Raw genomic sequence first — 17258 nt, forward strand, 5'->3', positions numbered from 1 at the left:
GTTCAGCTCTGGGCCCCGGCCGCACCGGGGCGGCCATGTCGGCGGGCGGATGCGCCCCGGGCATCCTCGCCCCGCCCCGCCCCGCCGTGCGGTGCAACGTGCGGTGCGGTGTCACCGGCTGGCGCTGCGGTCGCGTCGGCAAGCGCGGCGCGCATCGCGACGACCATCGCGTCCTCGTCGGGCAGGACGAGTTGGTCGTCACCGGTCACGAAGAACCGCACCTGGGCGACGGCCTGCCACAGCAGCATGGCGAGCCCGGAGACAGCCGCGCCGCCCGCGGCGGTCCACCGCTCGGCCAGCCGGCTCGGCCACGGCGCATACGCCACGTCGAGCAGCACCGGGCCGCGATCGGGGTCGGTCGCGCCGGGCACACCCGATCCGGGGATGACGGGGTCGAGCCCGTCGGCTGCGTGCGGCGGCAGCGTGCTCACCACGAGATCCGACCGCAGCTCGATCGGGCGGGCGGCGACCGGCCGGGGGCCGGCGGCCGTATCGTTGGCGGCGGCGACCGCCCCGCCGTGTGGCGTGGCCGGCCGACCCGCGGCGCTCCGCCCCGCCACGTCCGGTGCCTCGGTCTCGGGCAGTGTGACGACGTCGACGGCGATGTCATGCGCGGCGCCGAGGGCGACGAGCGGGGCGGCGTGCTCGGGCGTGCGCGCGTGCACGGTCACCCGGCCGACCTCGAGGTCGGCCAGGGCGCGCAGGGCGCTCACCGCGGTGGCGCCAGAGCCGAGGATGTCGGCCCGGCCGGCCCGGCCGACACCAGCCTCGCGCAGGGCGGCGACGATGCCCCACACGTCGGTGTTCGCCCCGGAGACAGTGAACGGCACCCGGGTGCGATCGAGTCGCACGGTGTTGGCGACGCCGAGCTCGTCGACCAGTGCGGTGGATCGGGCGAGCAGCGGCGGCACCTCCCGCTTGAGCGGCATGGTGAGGCTCAGGCCGAGCCAGGTGGGGCCGAGCCCGGCGAGGAACCGGCGCAGCTCACCGGAGGCGACATCGACCCGCGTGTACGTCCACGGCAGGCCGAGGGCGTCATACGCGGCGGCGTGCAGCACAGGCGACAGCGAGTGGGCGACCGGGTGGCCGAGCACCGCGAGCCGGCGGCGGCCGGCGACCCGCGCGGCCTGCAGGGCGGCCATCGCCTCCACAGCCACCGACGGCGCCGAAGCCCCCGCCGCGGTCGCAGCGGATGGCCCCGCGACGGCCCCGGCGAGCCCGGCCGCCATCGCCGTGCGGCCGCCCGCCTCAGCATCCGGCACGGTCTCCGGGGTCACTGCTCGCCTCCCTGCTGCGCCTTCCACGCGTTGTACTGCTGCACCGCCTGGTCGTGCTCCGCCTGCGTGGTGGAGAACACGGTCTCGCCGGTGTCGAGGTTCACGGTGACGAAGTACAGCCAGTCGCCGGGCGTGGGGTTCAGCACGGCCTTGATCGCGTCCTCGCCGGGGTTGGCGATCGGGCCGATCGGCAGGCCCGCGTTCGCGTACGTGTTGTACCTGTTCGAGGTGTCCTGCAGCTCCTGCGTGGTCGGCTCGACCTGGTCGGTGCGACCGGTGCCGTAGGTGACCGTCGAGTCCATCTGCAGATGCATGCCCTGGGCCAGCCGGTTGTCGATGACCCGGGCGACCTTGCCCATGTCGGCGACGTTCGCCGACTCCCGCTGCACGATCGACGCCTTCGTCATCACCTCGTAGCGCAGGTCGTCGCCCTCGACACCCAGATCGTCGAGCACCTGGTTCGTCTTGGCGACCATCTGCTCGATGATCTCCTTCGGCTCGGCCTCCGGGGCGATCGTGTACGTGGCCGGGAACAGGAAGCCCTCCAGCGAGTTCAGATCCTTCGCCTTCTGCGGCACGTCATACGACTTCACGTCCGCGACGGCGGCCTGCACCTTGCCCTGCTCGAGATCGGCGGCCTCAGCGATCCGCGCGACGATCTGAGTGACCCGGTACCCCTCGGGGATCGTCACCCGGATGTCGACCCGGTTGTCCGGGTCGGCGAGGATGTCGAGCACATCCGCGGCCGGCGACTGCTTCTGCACCTTGTAGGCGCCCGGCTGGAACGTCGGCTCGGGAGTGCGGGTGTTGTACGCGTCGAGGAACGCCCGGTACGTCTTGATCACATCCTCGTCGACCAGACGCTCGGCGATGTCAGTGCCGGTCTCCCCGTCGCGGATGACGAAGGTGACCTCATCACCGCCGGGGCCCGGGTAGTCGTTGACCACGCCGATGCCGAGCGACTTGAGGATCGCCCTCCCGGCGAAGACGCCCGCGACGACGAACGCGACCACCACGAAGACGGAGAGCACCCAGGTGATCACCTTCTTGCGCGGGCTCGTACGCTTGAGCGCGTGCCGGTTCATGCCTGTTCCTCCTGGGAATGGGGTGCTGTGGCCATGCCACCCTCGACTGCCGGGGCGACGGGCTCGCCGGGCAGCTCGCCGGTGCGCCCGGCGATCTCCAGCGCCTGCTGCAGGATGGCGACAGCCGCCTGCTGGTCGATGACCTGCCGCTGCCGTCCCCGCCGTCGCCCGCTCGGCCGCAGCTGGCGGGCGGCGACGTTCGTGGTCAGGCGCTCGTCGAGCATCCGCACGGGCAGCCCCGTGCGGGCGGCGATGATCTGCCCGACAGCGATCGCGTCATCGGTGGACGGGGTGTGCTCGCCGCGCAGATTGATCGGCAGCCCGCACACGACGGCGACCGCCCGGTACTCCTCGGCGAGCTGCACGATCCGGCCGCGCCAGCCGTCGCCGGCGTCTCGGTGCACCGTCTCGATCGGGAACGCGAGCAGCCGGCCGGCGTCACAGCCGGCCACACCGATGCGGGCCCGGCCGACGTCGATGCCGAGCAGCACCCCGCCCGTCACCGCGAGCGCACCTGATCCCGCACGGCGTCGAGCGCGGCCGGAACCCCGGCCGGATCCGTCCCGCCGCCCTGAGCGAAGTCGGGGCGACCGCCACCACCGCCGCCGAGCCGAGGCGCGGCGGCCTTGACCAGGTCGCCGGCGCGCACACCCGCATCCCGCGCCGCCGGGGTCGTGGCGACCACGATCGAGGCGCGGTCCCCGATCGCGGCGGCCAAGGCCACCACGGCCGGCCGGTCGCCGAGCGCCTGTCGCACCGCCTGAGCAAGCTCACGCAGCGCGTCGGCGTCGGATGCGGTCACGGCCTCCACGACCGCGGTCACCCCGGCGAGATCCTGCGCCTTCGCGGCGAGGGCCGGAGCCTGGGCGCCGAGCTGGGTGCGGGTGAGCTCGCGCACCTGCCGCTGGGCCTCATGCAGCTCCTCGACGAGCTGACCGACCCGCTGGTCGAGCAGCTCGGGCTTCGTCTTCAGCCGACCGGCGAGGCCGGCGATCAGCCGCTGCTGCTCGAGGCCGCGCTGCACGGCGTTCATGCCGACAAGCGCCTCGAGCCGGCGGGCGCCCGAACCCACCGACGACTCGCCGACGATGTTGACGAGCCCCACCTGTGACGAGTGGGTCACATGCGTGCCCGCGCACAGCTCGCGCGACCAGGGGCCGCCGATCTGCACGACGCGCACCTCGCGGCCGTACTTCTCGCCGAACAGGGCCATCGCCCCGGTCTGCTTCGCGTCCTCCAGCGGCATCACCCGGGCGGTGACCGCCAGGTCGTTGCGCACCGCCTGGTTGCAGATGTCGTTGATCTCGCTGACGGTCTCGGGGCTCAGCCGGTCGTTCCACGCGAAGTCGAGACGCATGTAGCCGGGCCGGTTGAGCGACCCGGACTGCACTGCCGTCGGCCCGAGCGTCTGGCGCAGGGCCGCGTGGACGATATGGGTCGCCGAATGCGCCTGACTGGCCTCCAGCCGGTGCAGCGCGTCGGCATGCACCTGAACGCGATCCTGCACGGCCACGCTCCCCTGCCGCACCGTCACATGGTGCGAAGTGAGCCCCTTGACCGGCGCCTGCGCGTCGACGATCTCGCCGGAGAACGACCCGTTGGACATGGTGCCGTGGTCGGCGGTCTGACCGCCGCCCTCGGCGTAGATCGGAGTCTCGGCGAGGAACACCTCGACGGTCTCCCCGGCCTGTGCGACCGGCACCGACACGCCGTCGCGCACGATGCCGATCACCGTCGACTCGGCGGCGAGCGCATCGTAGCCGAGGAAGGCCGTCTGCCCCTTCGCGCGGAACTCGCGGTAGACGTCCAGATCGACGCTGCCGGTCTTCTTCGCCTTCGCGTCCGCCTTCGCCCGGGCCCGCTGCTCGGCCATCAGCCGGCCGAACGCATCGCGGTCGACGGCGAGGCCGGCCTCCTCGGCGATCTCGACGGTCAGGTCGATCGGGAACCCGTAGGTGTCGTGCAGCTGGAACGCCGTCTCACCGGAGAGCGTGTCGCGGTGGGCCTGCCTCGTCTGGTCGATCGCCAGGTCAAGGATCGTGGTGCCGGAGCCCAACGTGCGCAGGAACGCGTTCTCCTCGTTGTACGCGATCTTCGAGATGCGGTCGAAGTCGGTCTCGAGCTCCGGGTACGAGGCCTTCATCGCCTCCTTCGACGCGGGCAGCAGGTGCGGCAACACCGGCTCCTCCACGCCGAGCAGGCGCATCGCGCGCACAGCCCGCCGGATCAGCCGGCGCAGCACGTAGCCACGGCCATCGTTCGAGGGGCTCACCCCGTCACCGATGAGCATCAGCGCGCTGCGCACATGGTCGGCCACGATGCGCAGCCGTACGTCGTCGACATGCCCGTCGCGGGCACCATAGCGCACGCCGGACATCTCACTGGCCAGGTCGAGCACCGGGCGCACCTGGTCGATCTCGTACATGTTCTCGACGCCCTGCTTGACGAACGCGACGCGCTCGAGGCCCATGCCGGTGTCGATGTTCTTGTGCGGCAACTCGCCGACGATGTCGAACTCGGTCTTCGAGCGCACGTTGTCGATCTGGTACTGCATGAACACGAGATTCCAGATCTCCATGAACCGGGAGTCGTCGACCGCGGGGCCGCCCTCCGGGCCGTACTTCGGGCCCCGGTCGTAGTAGATCTCGGAACACGGGCCGGCCGGGCCGGGCTGGCCGGTCGACCAGTAGTTGTCCTCCTTGTCGAACCGCTGGATGCGCTCCTCCGGCAGACCGGCGATGCTGCGCCACAGGTCGTGTGCCTCGTCATCGTCCTCGTAGACGGTGACCCACAGGTCCTTCTCGTCGAACCCGAACCCACCCTCATGCTCGGGGGTCGTCAGTAGCTCCCAAGCGTAGCGGATCGCACCCTCTTTGAAGTAGTCGCCGAACGACCAGTTGCCGAGCATCTGGAAGAACGTGCCGTGCCGGGCGGTCTTGCCGACCTCCTCGATGTCGTTCGTGCGGATGCACTTCTGGCAGTCCGCGGCCCGCGGGTACGGAGCGGGCACCGCCCCGGTGAGATACGGGATGAACGGGACCATGCCGGCGACGGTGAACAGCAGCGACGGGTCGTCGGAGATCAGCGACGCCGAGGGCACGATGGTGTGGTTCTTGCTGGCGAAGAAGTCGAGCCAGCGCTGACGGATTTCCGCGGTGTACATGTGGTGAGGCGTTTTCCTGTCGATCGGAGAGACGGGCGCCGCAGCGCGTCACGCGACGACACCCGCCATGGTGCGGGCCGGCCGCAGCATCCGCACCCGCGGACACTGCGGCCGGCCCGGGATCAGGCCCGGGCCTGATCGCGAAGCTCGTCCTGCAGATCGTCGATCGCCTCGCGCACCTCGGCGGTCCGCTCACGGAACGAGGTCGAGACGTTCGAGACGAAGTCGTTGACCTCGTCGAAGAAGGCGCGCCCGCCCTCGGTGCGGGCGATCTGGTGCGCGGCGACGAACCCCGCACCCACGCCGGCGATGAACCAGAACAGTCTGCTTCCCATGAGTGCCTTCTCTCCTCCTCGCCGCGCCTGCTGCGCGGACGACTGCGCCGGACGCCGCCCGTGCCGACTGCGATGTCGACCCGGGCCGTGACCGGCCTACTTCCTGCCGAGCCCGCGCCGGCGACGCCGGCCGCGGCCGAACGCCCCGAGCACCCCGGCAACGCGGGCGATGGGCGAGTCGATCACCGAGGTCACATTCTCCACGACCCCGCTGACCCGGTCGGTGACCTTCGAGACGCTCGTGGTGATGTCGTCGACCTTGTCGAGCTGACGGTTCGCCTCGGTCACGGCCTCGGTGCTCTCCGTGAGCAGCGGGAGCACCCCCTGCGTGACCTCGCGCACACTCTGCCGAGTCTCGTCGAGCAGGCGCCCGAGCTTCACGATCGGCACGATGAGCGCCACCACGAGTGCGACGAACGCGACCGCCGCGATCAGCGCGGCGATGTCTCCTCCGGTCATGCCCGGGACTCCTCTCCACGGCCGGCCCCACCGGCCGTCCTGCTGCAGACTGCCACCAAGCGGCCAGCCGCCCCGGCCGCCCGACCCATCCTGACCGACCGGAGAGCCGACCGATGAGGGCACGGGCGACCGGAGCATCCGGCCGCGACTGCGTCAGTGCGCGGCGTAGTACTCGACGACGAGCTGCACGTCACAGGTGACGGGCACCTCCTCGCGCTTCGGACGACGCACGAGCACGGCCTCGAGCCTGTCGAGGCTGACCTCCAGATAGCCGGGGACCTCAGGCAGCACCTCGGCGTGCCCGCCCTCGGCGGCGACCTGGAACGGCTCCAGCTTCTCGCTGCGCTGGTGCACGTGGATCAGCTGCCCGGGCTTCACCCGGAACGACGGGCGGTCGACCCGCTCACCGTCGACCATGATGTGACGGTGCACGACCATCTGACGGGCCTGCGCGATGCTGCGGGCGAACCCGGCACGCAGCACGAGCGCGTCGAGGCGCATCTCGAGCAGCTCGACCAGATTTTCACCGGTCAGGCCGTCCTGCTTGCGGGCCTCGTCGAACACGCGACGCAGCTGAGCCTCGCGGATGCCGTACTGGGCGCGCAGACGCTGCTTCTCGCGCAGACGCACCGCGTAGTCGGAGTCGGTGCGACGCTTGGTGCGGCCGTGCTGGCCCGGGGGGAAGGGACGCTTCTCCATCAGTCGGGCCGCCTTGGGCGTCAGTGCCACGCCCAGGGCGCGGGACAGACGGGTCTTGCTGTGAGTACGCGACTTCGTCGCCATTGTTTCCTCTCGATGACGCTGTTTCGATCACGCCATGACGGCGCCCGGCTACAAGGCGCACGCCTCTCGCTCCACGGACGCAGCCGCTCGTCATGCAGAGCACAGGCCCGTCGATACTACCACGCACCGCCTGCACGGCAGGATGTGTGCACGAGCGCACCCCGACATCCTTGAGGCCGAAGACGTGCACACGCACGAGCGTTCCGGCCGCGCTCCTGTTCCGGCCGCGCTCTGCCCCCGCCGCCCGAGAGCAGCCGACACGTCCGGACCCGACACATCACCCGCGTCCTCCGCACGGAGGCCCGAGCACGCCAGCATCACCCGAGCCCGCCAGCACCGCTCAGAGACAGCCCCCGGCACGAGCACCACAGGAGAGCAGCCGCTACATCCCGAGCGCCACCCGGTCACGGCCTCACAGATCGCCCCCGGGTGTGCGCCCGGCAAGCAGCTCACGCACGATCGCGAGCCGCCGTGCGATCGTCGCATCGAACCCGTGCCCGGTCGGCTCGTAGTACCGGCGCCCCCGCAGTGGATCCGGCAGGTACTGCTGCGCGCTCACCGCAGTCGGCTCATCATGCGGATACCGGTATCCGACCCCGTGCCCGAGCGCACGGGCGCCCTTGTAATGGGCGTCGCGCAGGTGGGGTGGGACCTCCCCGACCCCACCGCGGCGAACGTCCGCGATGGCACGGTCGATCGCGAGGTACGCCGCGTTCGACTTCGGTGCCGACGCCAGATAGACCGTCGCCTCAGCCAGCGGGATGCGCCCCTCGGGCATGCCGACCATGGCCACCGCCTGCGCGGCCGCGACCGCGATCTGCAGAGCCTGGGGATCAGCCGTGCCGACGTCCTCGGCCGCGGAGATCATCAGCCGCCGCGCGATGAACCGGGGATCCTCCCCGCCCTCGATCATGCGGGCCAGATAGTGCACGGCGGCGTCGACATCAGACCCCCGGATCGACTTGATGAACGCGCTGACCACGTCATAGTGCTGATCGCCACCCTGGCCGTAGCGCACGAGCGCCCGGTCGGCGACGGCGGCCACATCGGCCGCGGAGATCACCGGGACGCCGGCGGACTCGGCCTGTCCGGGGTGCCCGTGCGCCTCCCCCGTCGACGCCTCGTGGGGTGCGCCTCCGGGCTGCCTCCCACCAGAGGATGCGCTCCCAGCCGTGCGCTCCCCGGCCTCCGCACCGTCAACCGGCCGCTCATCCGATGAGATGGACCCGGCAGACTGCTCCCCCGCAGACGCGCCATCTGCCAGTCGTCTGCCCGAAGACGTGGAGTCGGCCTGCTCCGCCGCAGCCTCCTGCGCCTGACCGGCCGCGGCCTCCAGCAGGGTGAGGCCACGTCGGGCGTCGCCGCCGGCGAGATCGACGATCGCGTCACGCGCCTCGGCTGACAGGGCGACCGCACCGCCGAGCCCGCGCGGGTCGACCACCGCGCGATCGAGCAGCCGGGCGATGTCGTCCCGCGACAGCGAGCGCAGCCGCAGCACGAGCGAGCGGCTGAGCAGCGGCGAGATCACGGCGAACGAGGGGTTCTCGGTCGTCGCCGCGACGAGGATGACCACGCCGTCCTCGACCCCGGGCAGCAGGCTGTCCTGCTGCGCCTTGGTGAACCGGTGGATCTCGTCGAGAAACAGCACAGTCTGCGTGCCATACAGGTCACGGTCGCTCGCCGCGGCGTCCATCACCCGGCGCACGTCCTTGACCCCCGCGCTGATCGCCGACAGCTCGACAAAGCGGCGCCGGCCCTCCTGCGCGATCACATGGGCGAGGGTCGTCTTGCCCGTGCCCGGCGGGCCGTACAGGATGACCGAGGCAGGGGTGAGTCCGCCGTCCGCCGGATGGCACAGCCGCCACAGCGGCGTGCCCGGACGCCGCAGGTCGTCCTGCCCCACCACCTCGTCGAGCGTGCGCGGACGCATCCGCGCGGCGAGCGGTCGCGCGGCACCGGCCGAACCCAGAGACGTCATGCCGACAGCGTAGCCGCCGGCACCCACATCCAGGCATGCCCGCATGCCACCGGCGGCTAGACTGGAACCGCACGTCGCACGCCCCGCGCGTCGCGTGCCGCACTTCCATGCACGGATTCCGAGGAGAGTCGTGAGCGAGACACACCAGCACCAGTTCGGGCGCGCCGATGACGAGGGCAACGTCTACCTGACCACCGCCGACGGCGAGCGGTGGGTGGGCCAGTACCCGGGCACCCCCGAGGAGGCCCTCGGATTCTACGAGCGCAAGTATCAGGACCTCGCCGGACAGGTCAGCCTCGCCGAGCAGCGCGCCCGCGGCGGCGCGAAGGCCAAGGACATGCGCAAGAGCGTGCAGACCCTGCGCGAGGCACTCACCGAGCCCGCCGTCGTCGGCGACGTGGCCGCCCTCACCGCCCGGGTCGACGCCCTCGCCGCGAAAGTGGACGATCTGGACGCCGCGCAGCGTCAGCAGTCGGCCGAGGCCGTCATCCGCGCCGGCGAGGAGCGCGAGGCGATCGTCGCCGAGATCGAGCGACTCGCCGCCACGCCCGCCGAGCAGATCCGTTGGAAGGACGTGCACGCGAAGGTCGAGGAGATCTTCGGCCGCTGGAAGGAGCACCAGCGCACCACCGCCCGCCTGCCGAAGGCGCAGGCCGATGCACTGTGGAACCGCTTCAAGCACGCCCGCCGCACGCTCGAGGACGGCCGCCGCGCGTTCTTCGCCCAGCTCGACGAGCACCACAAAGAGGCCAAGCGCATCAAGCAGGAGCTCATCGCCGAGGCCCAGCGCCTCGCCGAGCAGGCCGAGCCGCGCGTCAACGACTACCGCGCGCTGCTCGACCGGTGGAAGGCCGCCGGCCGCGCCGGCGCGAAGGTCGACGACCGGCTGTGGGAGCAGTTCAAGGCCGCCGGCGACGCCGTGTTCGCCAAGAAGCACGAGCAGGACGCCCTCACCGACGCCGAGTACCGCGAGAACCTCACTCAGAAGGAGGCGCTGCTCGTCAAGGCCGAGGCCCTGCTGCCCGTGACCGACTGGCGCAGCGCCCGGGCGAGCCTGCGTCACATCCAGGACGAGTGGGATGCGATCGGCCGTGTGCCGCGCGAGAGCGTGCGCACCGTCGAGGGCCGGCTGCGCGCGGTGGAGGACGCCGTGCGCGAGGCCGAGGAACGCAGCTGGAAGAAGTCGGACACCAGCCGCACGGAGCGTGCGACCGGACTCGCCCAGCAGTTGCAGGAGAGCATCGCCGATCTGCAGCGCCAGCTCGACGAGGCGAAGGCCTCCGGCAACGACCTGAAGGCAGCCGACCTGCAGGGGAAGATCGACACCCAGCGCGGATGGCTGCGCGCCACCGGCGTCGAGGGGTGACCATCACCTCCCAAGAGCGCTGACCGTCGGCTGAGGGCCTGAGGCCATTCACGGTCTGCGGTCGCGGGGCGGCAGGCTCAGGGGCAGCCGCGGGAAGGCGGGCGCAGGAGAGGGAACCGGCGCACGGGTGGTGGGCCGGCTCTCGACGTACGCGATTGCACACCACGTCGACGTCAGCAGGCCCGCGCCTGAACCCCGCGCTCCCCGAGTCGCAGCAGTCGTTCAGGCCCGAGCCCGCACCGTCTGTTCCACACGGGTCGGCGCCGGTCTGCCTCCTCCACAGCGGAGCCGCCCGGGCTGCGCGTGTCGAGGCCCCACCGCAGCATCGAGACATGCACCGAGACGACCCCGCCCACGACCCCACGAACCCCATCGACACGATGGCCGCCCTGGCCACGGCGTTCACTCCGCTCGAGCGGGCGGCGCTGCAGGAGCACGGTCTGCTGCACCCCGTCGGCGAGCGCCATCTGCCGGTCGGCTGGGCAGTGACTCCTGAGGTGCGGGCGGCGACGCTCCCCCTGCTGGCGCCGACGCTGGTCTGGTCCGGACGCACCGCCGCCTGGATCTGGACCGGCATCGGTCCGCTCCCTCCCCCGGAGGTCACCCGCATCGACGAGCCACGTGCCAGAGCGCACACAGCTTCCGCAGCGGCACCGCGCACCGGAACGCACTCCGGGACAGGAACACGACCGCAGGATCACGCACCCCGGCCGGGAACGCCACGCTCTCCTCGCACCGCGGAGACGCACCCGCAGCTGTCCGAGCGCGCGATGCTCGTGCGTCGACGTCGGATGGCCACCGCAGACGTCGCCCGGCTCGGGAATGTCGTGGTCACCACGCCCGGTCGCACCGTCCGGGATCTCGCCGTCGACTTCCGCGACGCCCGGGACGCGGTGCGTCTGGACGCGCTTGCCGGGCGACATCGGGACGCGGTGACCCGCACCGCCCGGGTGCTGCGGTTCGTGGGGCTGTCAGCCGCCGCGACGCGCCTGCAGCAGGCGCTGCTCACCGCGCAGCGGACCACGGCCTCCGTGCGACGGGGACGGGCGCCGTTGACGGCACGCCATCCGACCTGACGGACGCCAACCCCGGCCTGACGACCCCGCCCCGCTGCAGGCCCGTCAGGCGTGCACGCGGTAGACGTCGTAGACGGCGTCGATGCGGCGCACGGCGTTGAGGATGCGGTCGAGGTGCACGGTGTCGCCCATCTCGAACACGAACCGCGACAGCGCGAGCCGGTCGTCGGAGGTCTTCACCGACGCGGAGAGGATGTTCACATGATGCTCGGAGAGCACCCGCGTCACGTCACTGAGCAGCCCGGCGCGATCGAGCGCCTCGACCTGGATGTTCACGAGGAACACACTGCCGTGCGTCGGCGCCCACGACACCTCGACCATCCGGTCAGGCTGGTGCGCGAGCTCCTTGACGTTGCTGCAGTCCGACCGGTGCACCGACACGCCCGCGCCCCGGGTGATGAAGCCCACGATGTCGTCCCCGGGCACCGGGGTGCAGCACTTGGCGAGTTTGACGAGCACGCCCGACTGCCCGCGCACGAGCACGCCCGTGTCGCTGGTGGCCGTGTGCTGCTGCACCATCGAGTGCGGATGCGCCATGATGGGCAGCTCGCTGCCGCGGTCCCCGGTCTCCGCCGTGGCCTCGATGCGCTCCAGCACCGTCTGCGTCGACACATGCCCCTCGCCGAGCGCCGCGTACAGCGCGTCGATCGTCGGGTAGCCGAGCCCGGCGGTGATGCGCAGGAACGCCTCCTGGTCGCCGATCGCGTGCAGGGGGACGTGGTGCTTGCGCAGCGCGCGCTGCAGCGCCTCCTTGCCAGCCTCGATCGACTCGTCGCGGCGCTCCTTCGAGAACCACTGGCGGATCTTCGCCTTCGCCCGCGGACTGGTCACGAACGTCAGCCAGTCCTTGCTCGGCCCGGCGTCCGCCGACCGAGAGGTGAGGATCTCGACGACCTCGCCGCTGGAGAGCGGCGTGTCGAGGGGCACGAGCCGCCCGTTGACCTTCGCGCCCATCGCCCGGTGACCCACCTCGGTGTGGACGGCGTAGGCGAAGTCGATCGGGGTGGCCCCGGCGGGCAGCCCGATCACCTTGCCCTGCGGGGTGAAGACATAGACCTCCTTGGCGCCGATCTCGAATCGCAGAGAGTCGAGGAACTCCTGGGGATCCTTCGTGTCCGACTGCCAGTCGGAGAGATGCTGCAGCCAGACGAGCTCCTGGTTGATGCCCTTGCGGGCTCCCTCGTTGATGACGGGCTTGCCGCCCGCCGCCTTGTACAGCCAGTGGGCGGCCACACCGTACTCGGCCCGCTGGTGCATCTCGTAGGTGCGGATCTGGATCTCCACCGGCCGCCCGTCCGGCCCGATCACCGTGGTGTGCAGCGACTGGTAGAGGTTGAACTTCGGGATCGCGATGTAGTCCTTGAACCGCCCCGGGATCGGGCTCCACCTGGCGTGGATCGCACCGAGCGCGGCATAGCAGTCGCGGATCGAGTTGACGAGGATGCGGATGCCGACCAGATCGTAGATCTCGTCGAACTCGCGCCCCCGCACGACCATCTTCTGGTAGACGGAGTAGTAGTCCTTCGAGCGGCCCATCACCTCGGCCTTGATCCGCTGCCGGCGCAGGTCCTCTTCGACCAGGCCGATCATCCGCTTCACATAGCTCTGCCGGGCAGGGGTGCGCTCTTTGACGAGCCGCACGATCTCGTCGTAGACCTTGGGGTGCACGGCCTTGAACGAGCGGTCCTCCAGCTCGTGCTGCAGGGCGCTGAGCCCCAGCCGTCGGGCGAGCGGCGCGTAGATCTCGAGCGTCTCACGGCCCTTGCGGGCGGCCTTCTCCGGGGGCACGTACTTCCACGTGCGCGCGTTGTGCAGCCGGTCGGCGAGCTTGATGACGATCACGCGCACATCCCGCGCCATCGCGACGACCATCTTGCGCACGGTCTCGGCCTGAGCGCTGTCGCCGTACTTGACCTTGTCGAGCTTCGTGACCCCGTCGACGAGCATCGCGATCTCGGGTCCGAAGTCGCCGGTGAGCTGCTCGAGCGTGTAGTCGGTGTCCTCGACGGTGTCGTGCAGCAGCGCGGCGGCGATCACCACGCTGTTCGCCCCGAGGTCGGCGAGGATCTGCGCGACGGCGATCGGATGGATGATGTACGGCTCGCCGCTCTGCCGCAGCTGCCCCTCATGCGCGCGGCGCGCGACGTCGTAGGCCCGCCGCACGACGGACACATCCTCGCGCGGATGATGCTTCCGCACGCTGGTGAGGAGCTGATCGAAGCTCTCGTCGATCGTCGAGGCGGGGCGCTTCAGCAGTCGGGGCAGCCCCATGCGTCGCGTCGTGGTCGGAGTCTGCGGGTCTGCCATGCCGATCGCCTCCCGGATCAGGTGCCTGATGTCTCAGGATACCGCGTCCGAGAGCCCGCCCCGACCGCACCGGCCGGGACAGGATGTCACTGTGCCCGGAGTGCAGCAGAGAGATCCGGCCCCTGACCGCACCGGCCGGGACGAGACGGTCACCGCCCCCGGGCGATCTCCCCCGCCTCGGGCCCGTTGCCGCCGTCCGCGGCCGACCCCTGGGCCCCGGCACCGGCATCCGCGTCGCCAGCATCCGTCTGGACGTTGCCGCCAACACCGGCATCCGCTCTGGCCGTCTCGGCAGCCTCGCTGACGGAGCCCGCAACGGCGCCGTCGGAGTCAGCGGCGCCCGCCTCATCCGTCACGGGACGGGCGGCGAGCACCTCGCCATCATGCGCACGGATGTGCGACTCGCCCCGACGCAGCAGGGCGTACGTCGGTGCGGCGATGAAGATCGTCGAGTAGGCGCCGACGAGGATGCCGATGAACAGTGCCAGCGAGATGTCGCGCAGCGTGCCCGCACCGAGCAGGTACGCGCCGATGAACAGGATCGACCCGACCGGCAGCAGTGCCACCACGGTCGTGTTGATCGAGCGGATGAGGGTCTGGTTGACCGCGAGGTTCACCAGCTCACCGAACGTGCGCCGCCGCTGTTCGGTGTACCCGGCCGTGTTCTCGCGGATCTTGTCGAAGACCACCACGGTGTCATACAGCGAGTAGCCGAGGATCGTGAGGAACCCGATCATGGCGGCGGGGGTGACCTCGAGACCGGTGGCCCCATAGACGCCCGCGGTCACGATCAGGTCATGCACGAGGCTCAGGATCGCCGCGAGCGACATCTTCCACGTGCGGAAGTAGATCGCCATCAGCACGCCAGCGAGCAGCAGGAAGATCACGAGGCCGCGGACGGCCTGGGCGCTGACGTCCGACCCCCAGCTGGGATCGATGTACGACGCCGAGACATGATCGGCGGTCACCCCGTATGCGTCGGCGAGCTGTGCGGAGATCTGCTTGGACTCGTCCTCGCTGACCTGGTAGGTCTGCACGCGCACGGTGTCGCCGCCGATGATCGCGACCCTGGGCTCGCTCTCCGGATCCTGCAGCACCGACTCGACCGCGTCACGACCGGTCTGCTCGTCGGGGCCGCTCACCTGGGTGACGCGGAACTCGCTGCCACCGGTGAACTCGATGCCCAGGTTGAAGCCGCCGCGCAGGATCGGCAGCACGATCGCGAGCAGCATCACCGCCCCGGCGAGGGCGTACCAGATCCGCCACCGGCCGATGAAGTCGATGGAGCGCCTGCCCGTGTGCAGGTCATAGCCAAGCTGTGAGAAGGCGGCCATCAGTCCTGCTCCTTCCCGTCGTGATCCGCGGCTTCGGTGGCGGCATCCTCACCCGCGGCGGCCGCGTCGTCGGCCTGCCCCGCCGCGGCGTCCGCCGCCGCAGGCGACTCACCATGCCGATGGTGCCGCCGCCGCTTCCGGCCCTCCTTCTCGGCCTTCGCGCGCCCCTCGGCCTCCCGCTTCGCGGCGGCCGCGCGCTCGGCCTCCCGCTCAGCGTACGCATCCACGTCGAAACCGGCCTCGCGGGCCTTGCGCTCGGCGATCGTCATCCGCCGCTCGGCCTCGCCGCGCGAGCGGCGGGCCCGCTTCGCCTTGCGGCCGGCCCGCTCGCCCTCGGGGTTCTCGACACGGCGGAACTGGCCGCGGCCGCGGTAGGCGGCGCCGAGGATGGCAGGGTTCAGCCCGGAGAACCGGTGCCCCTCGCCGAAGAAGCGGGTCGTCGCGAGCAGCTGCATCACGGGGTGGGTGAACAGCATGACCACGAGCAAGTCGACGAGCGTGGTGAGCCCCAGCGTGAACGCGAAGCCCTGGACGCTGCCGACGGCGAGCACGTACAGCACGATCGCGGCCAGGAAGTTCACCGCGTCGGAAGCGAGGATCGTGCGCAGTGCGCGCTTCCAGCCGGTCTCGACGGCGGGGATGAGCGTGTGCCCGTCACGCAGCTCGTCTCTGATGCGCTCGAAGTACACGATGAACGAGTCGGCCGTGATGCCGATCGAGACGATCAGGCCGGTCACCCCGGCCAGCGACAGCCGGTAGCCCTCCTGCCACGACAGCAGGGTGACGAGCAGATAGGTCACGCCCGCGCCGATGACGAGGGACGCGATGGTCACGAATCCGAGCGCCCGGTACTGGAACAGCGAGTAGACGACCACGAGCAGCAGGCCGATCGCGCCGGCGATGAGCCCGTAGACGAGCTGCTGGGTGCCGAGGGTCGGGGTGATCGTGTTCTGGCTCTGCACCGTGAAACTGATCGGCAGGGCGCCGTACTTCAGCTGGTCGGCCAGGGTCTGGGCGCTCTCCTGGGTGAACGACCCGGAGATCTGCGCCTTGCCGTCGGTGATGATCGCGTTCGAGGTCGGGGCGACGATGACCTGCCCGTCGAGTACGACCGCGAACCGGTTGGCGGGGCTCGACTGGCTGGTGAGATCCGAGGTGACGGTGTGGAACATCTCGGTGCCCACATCGTTAAACGCGATGTTGATCACCCAGTTGTTCGTCACCGTGCCGTTGGTGCCCTGCTCCTGACCGGCGGTGGCGTCGGCGAGCTGCTCGCCATCGAGCAGCGCGCCGTCGACCCGGTTGTTCTCGCGGTCGACCGGGGCGAGCAGCAGCTTCTCGCCGCTGGCGTCGCAGGCGATCTTCGGCAGGTCAGAGGCGCTCACGGCCACCCCATCGACGTCGACAGACTGTGTGTTCGGGATCGGGTCGGCGGTGGTGTACTGCACCTGCTGGTCGTCGCCCTCGCCGGTGGACACCGGCTGGTAGCACACGTACTGGTCGTACTGTGCGGTGATCGCCGCGGTCTCCTTCGTGCGGGCCGCCGCGGTCTGCTCGTCCATACCCTCGAGCTCGGTCAGCTGCTCGGTCGCGCCGGTCGTCGAGGTGGACGCCTGGGTGCCGTCCTCGGCGCGCCACACGCGGCGGAACTCCAGCTTCGCCGACGAACGGATGCGGTCGAGCTGCTCCTCCGACGGGGTGCCCGGCAGACTGATGACGATGTTGCGGCCGCCCTGCGTGGTGATCTCGGCCTCGGAGACACCGCCGGCGTCCACGCGCTGGCGCATGATCGACTGCGCCTGCTTCATCTGGTCGGCCGAGGGGTCGGAGCCATCCTCGGTCTGCGCCGCGAGGATGATCTCCGTGCCCCCCTCGAGGTCAAGGGCGAGCTTCGGCGTCGCCGACGCCCCACCCCAGAGGATGCCGCCGCCGAGAGTGGCCGCCAGTGCGACGATCACCACCCCCAGCCAGATGAGGGATCGGCGTGCCTGTCGCACCGGACCGCTTGCTGCCACTGTCTCGTTCTTCCTCGTCGTGTTCGGGGCCGCTCCCGGCCCCACGCGTGATCCGTTCGATCCCGCGTCCCGCCTGACCA

General features: G+C 70.8%; 13 protein-coding genes. 2 read left to right on the plus strand and 11 right to left on the minus strand.

Going from position 1 to position 17258, the window contains the following annotated elements:
• Positions 1 to 2: 2 nt before the first annotated feature.
• The 8 genes from F8O02_RS03575 to F8O02_RS03610 all read right to left on the minus strand — a co-directional run bounded on the left by F8O02_RS03575 (position 3) and on the right by F8O02_RS03610 (position 9080).
• Entirely contained in the window at positions 3 to 1277 is a 1275-nt protein-coding gene (locus F8O02_RS03575; protein WP_225734092.1) for a shikimate dehydrogenase family protein, read from the minus strand.
• Positions 1274 to 2362 (minus strand): endolytic transglycosylase MltG, encoded by a 1089-nt coding sequence (gene mltG, locus F8O02_RS03580; RefSeq protein WP_158035870.1) that lies wholly within the window; start codon positions 2360 to 2362, stop codon positions 1274 to 1276. The genes F8O02_RS03575 and mltG overlap by 4 nt, the downstream gene beginning before the upstream one ends.
• A complete protein-coding gene (gene ruvX, locus F8O02_RS03585) occupies positions 2359 to 2865 on the minus strand; it encodes a Holliday junction resolvase RuvX (protein ID WP_158035871.1) in 507 nt (168 codons plus the stop codon). The genes mltG and ruvX overlap by 4 nt, the downstream gene beginning before the upstream one ends.
• Positions 2862 to 5525 (minus strand): alanine--tRNA ligase, encoded by a 2664-nt coding sequence (alaS, locus tag F8O02_RS03590; RefSeq protein WP_158035872.1) that lies wholly within the window; start codon positions 5523 to 5525, stop codon positions 2862 to 2864. The genes ruvX and alaS overlap by 4 nt, the downstream gene beginning before the upstream one ends.
• A 122-nt stretch (positions 5526 to 5647) precedes the next feature.
• A complete protein-coding gene (locus F8O02_RS03595) occupies positions 5648 to 5860 on the minus strand; it encodes a YtxH domain-containing protein (protein WP_158035873.1) in 213 nt (70 codons plus the stop codon).
• Positions 5861 to 5956: 96 nt separating this feature from the next.
• Positions 5957 to 6319: a DUF948 domain-containing protein gene (locus F8O02_RS03600; RefSeq protein WP_158035874.1), complete on the minus strand. Its 363-nt coding sequence runs from the start codon at positions 6317 to 6319 to the stop codon at positions 5957 to 5959.
• 153 nt (positions 6320 to 6472) lie between these two features.
• Entirely contained in the window at positions 6473 to 7102 is a 630-nt protein-coding gene (gene rpsD, locus F8O02_RS03605) for a 30S ribosomal protein S4 (RefSeq protein ID WP_158035875.1), read from the minus strand.
• 412 nt (positions 7103 to 7514) lie between these two features.
• Positions 7515 to 9080: a replication-associated recombination protein A gene (locus F8O02_RS03610; protein WP_158035876.1), complete on the minus strand. Its 1566-nt coding sequence runs from the start codon at positions 9078 to 9080 to the stop codon at positions 7515 to 7517.
• A 130-nt stretch (positions 9081 to 9210) separates the two neighbouring features.
• Between F8O02_RS03610 and F8O02_RS03615 the strand changes: the two genes are divergently transcribed.
• Together F8O02_RS03615 and F8O02_RS03620 are read left to right on the plus strand one after the other, a co-directional pair.
• On the plus strand, positions 9211 to 10446 hold the full coding sequence (locus F8O02_RS03615; RefSeq protein ID WP_179416299.1) for a DUF349 domain-containing protein: 1236 nt from the start codon (positions 9211 to 9213) through the stop codon (positions 10444 to 10446).
• A 332-nt stretch (positions 10447 to 10778) separates the two neighbouring features.
• Complete coding sequence (locus F8O02_RS03620; protein WP_158035878.1) at positions 10779 to 11522, plus strand: hypothetical protein; 744 nt, start codon at positions 10779 to 10781, stop codon at positions 11520 to 11522.
• 45 nt (positions 11523 to 11567) lie between these two features.
• Here F8O02_RS03620 and F8O02_RS03625 read toward each other — a convergent pair whose 3' ends face one another.
• The 3 genes from F8O02_RS03625 to secD all read right to left on the minus strand — a co-directional run bounded on the left by F8O02_RS03625 (position 11568) and on the right by secD (position 17178).
• Positions 11568 to 13829: a RelA/SpoT family protein gene (locus F8O02_RS03625; protein ID WP_158035879.1), complete on the minus strand. Its 2262-nt coding sequence runs from the start codon at positions 13827 to 13829 to the stop codon at positions 11568 to 11570.
• 149 nt (positions 13830 to 13978) lie between these two features.
• Positions 13979 to 15163 carry a protein translocase subunit SecF gene (secF, locus tag F8O02_RS03630; protein ID WP_158035880.1) on the minus strand — a complete coding sequence of 395 codons (1185 nt, stop codon included), beginning with the start codon at positions 15161 to 15163 and terminating at the stop codon, positions 13979 to 13981.
• Complete coding sequence (gene secD / locus F8O02_RS03635; protein ID WP_158035881.1) at positions 15163 to 17178, minus strand: protein translocase subunit SecD; 2016 nt, start codon at positions 17176 to 17178, stop codon at positions 15163 to 15165. The genes secF and secD overlap by 1 nt, the downstream gene beginning before the upstream one ends.
• Between the last annotated feature and the right edge of the window lie 80 nt (positions 17179 to 17258).

The sequence above is a fragment of the Pseudoclavibacter caeni genome, assembly GCF_008831125.1.
Taxonomy (GTDB): domain Bacteria; phylum Actinomycetota; class Actinomycetes; order Actinomycetales; family Microbacteriaceae; genus Pseudoclavibacter_A; species Pseudoclavibacter_A caeni.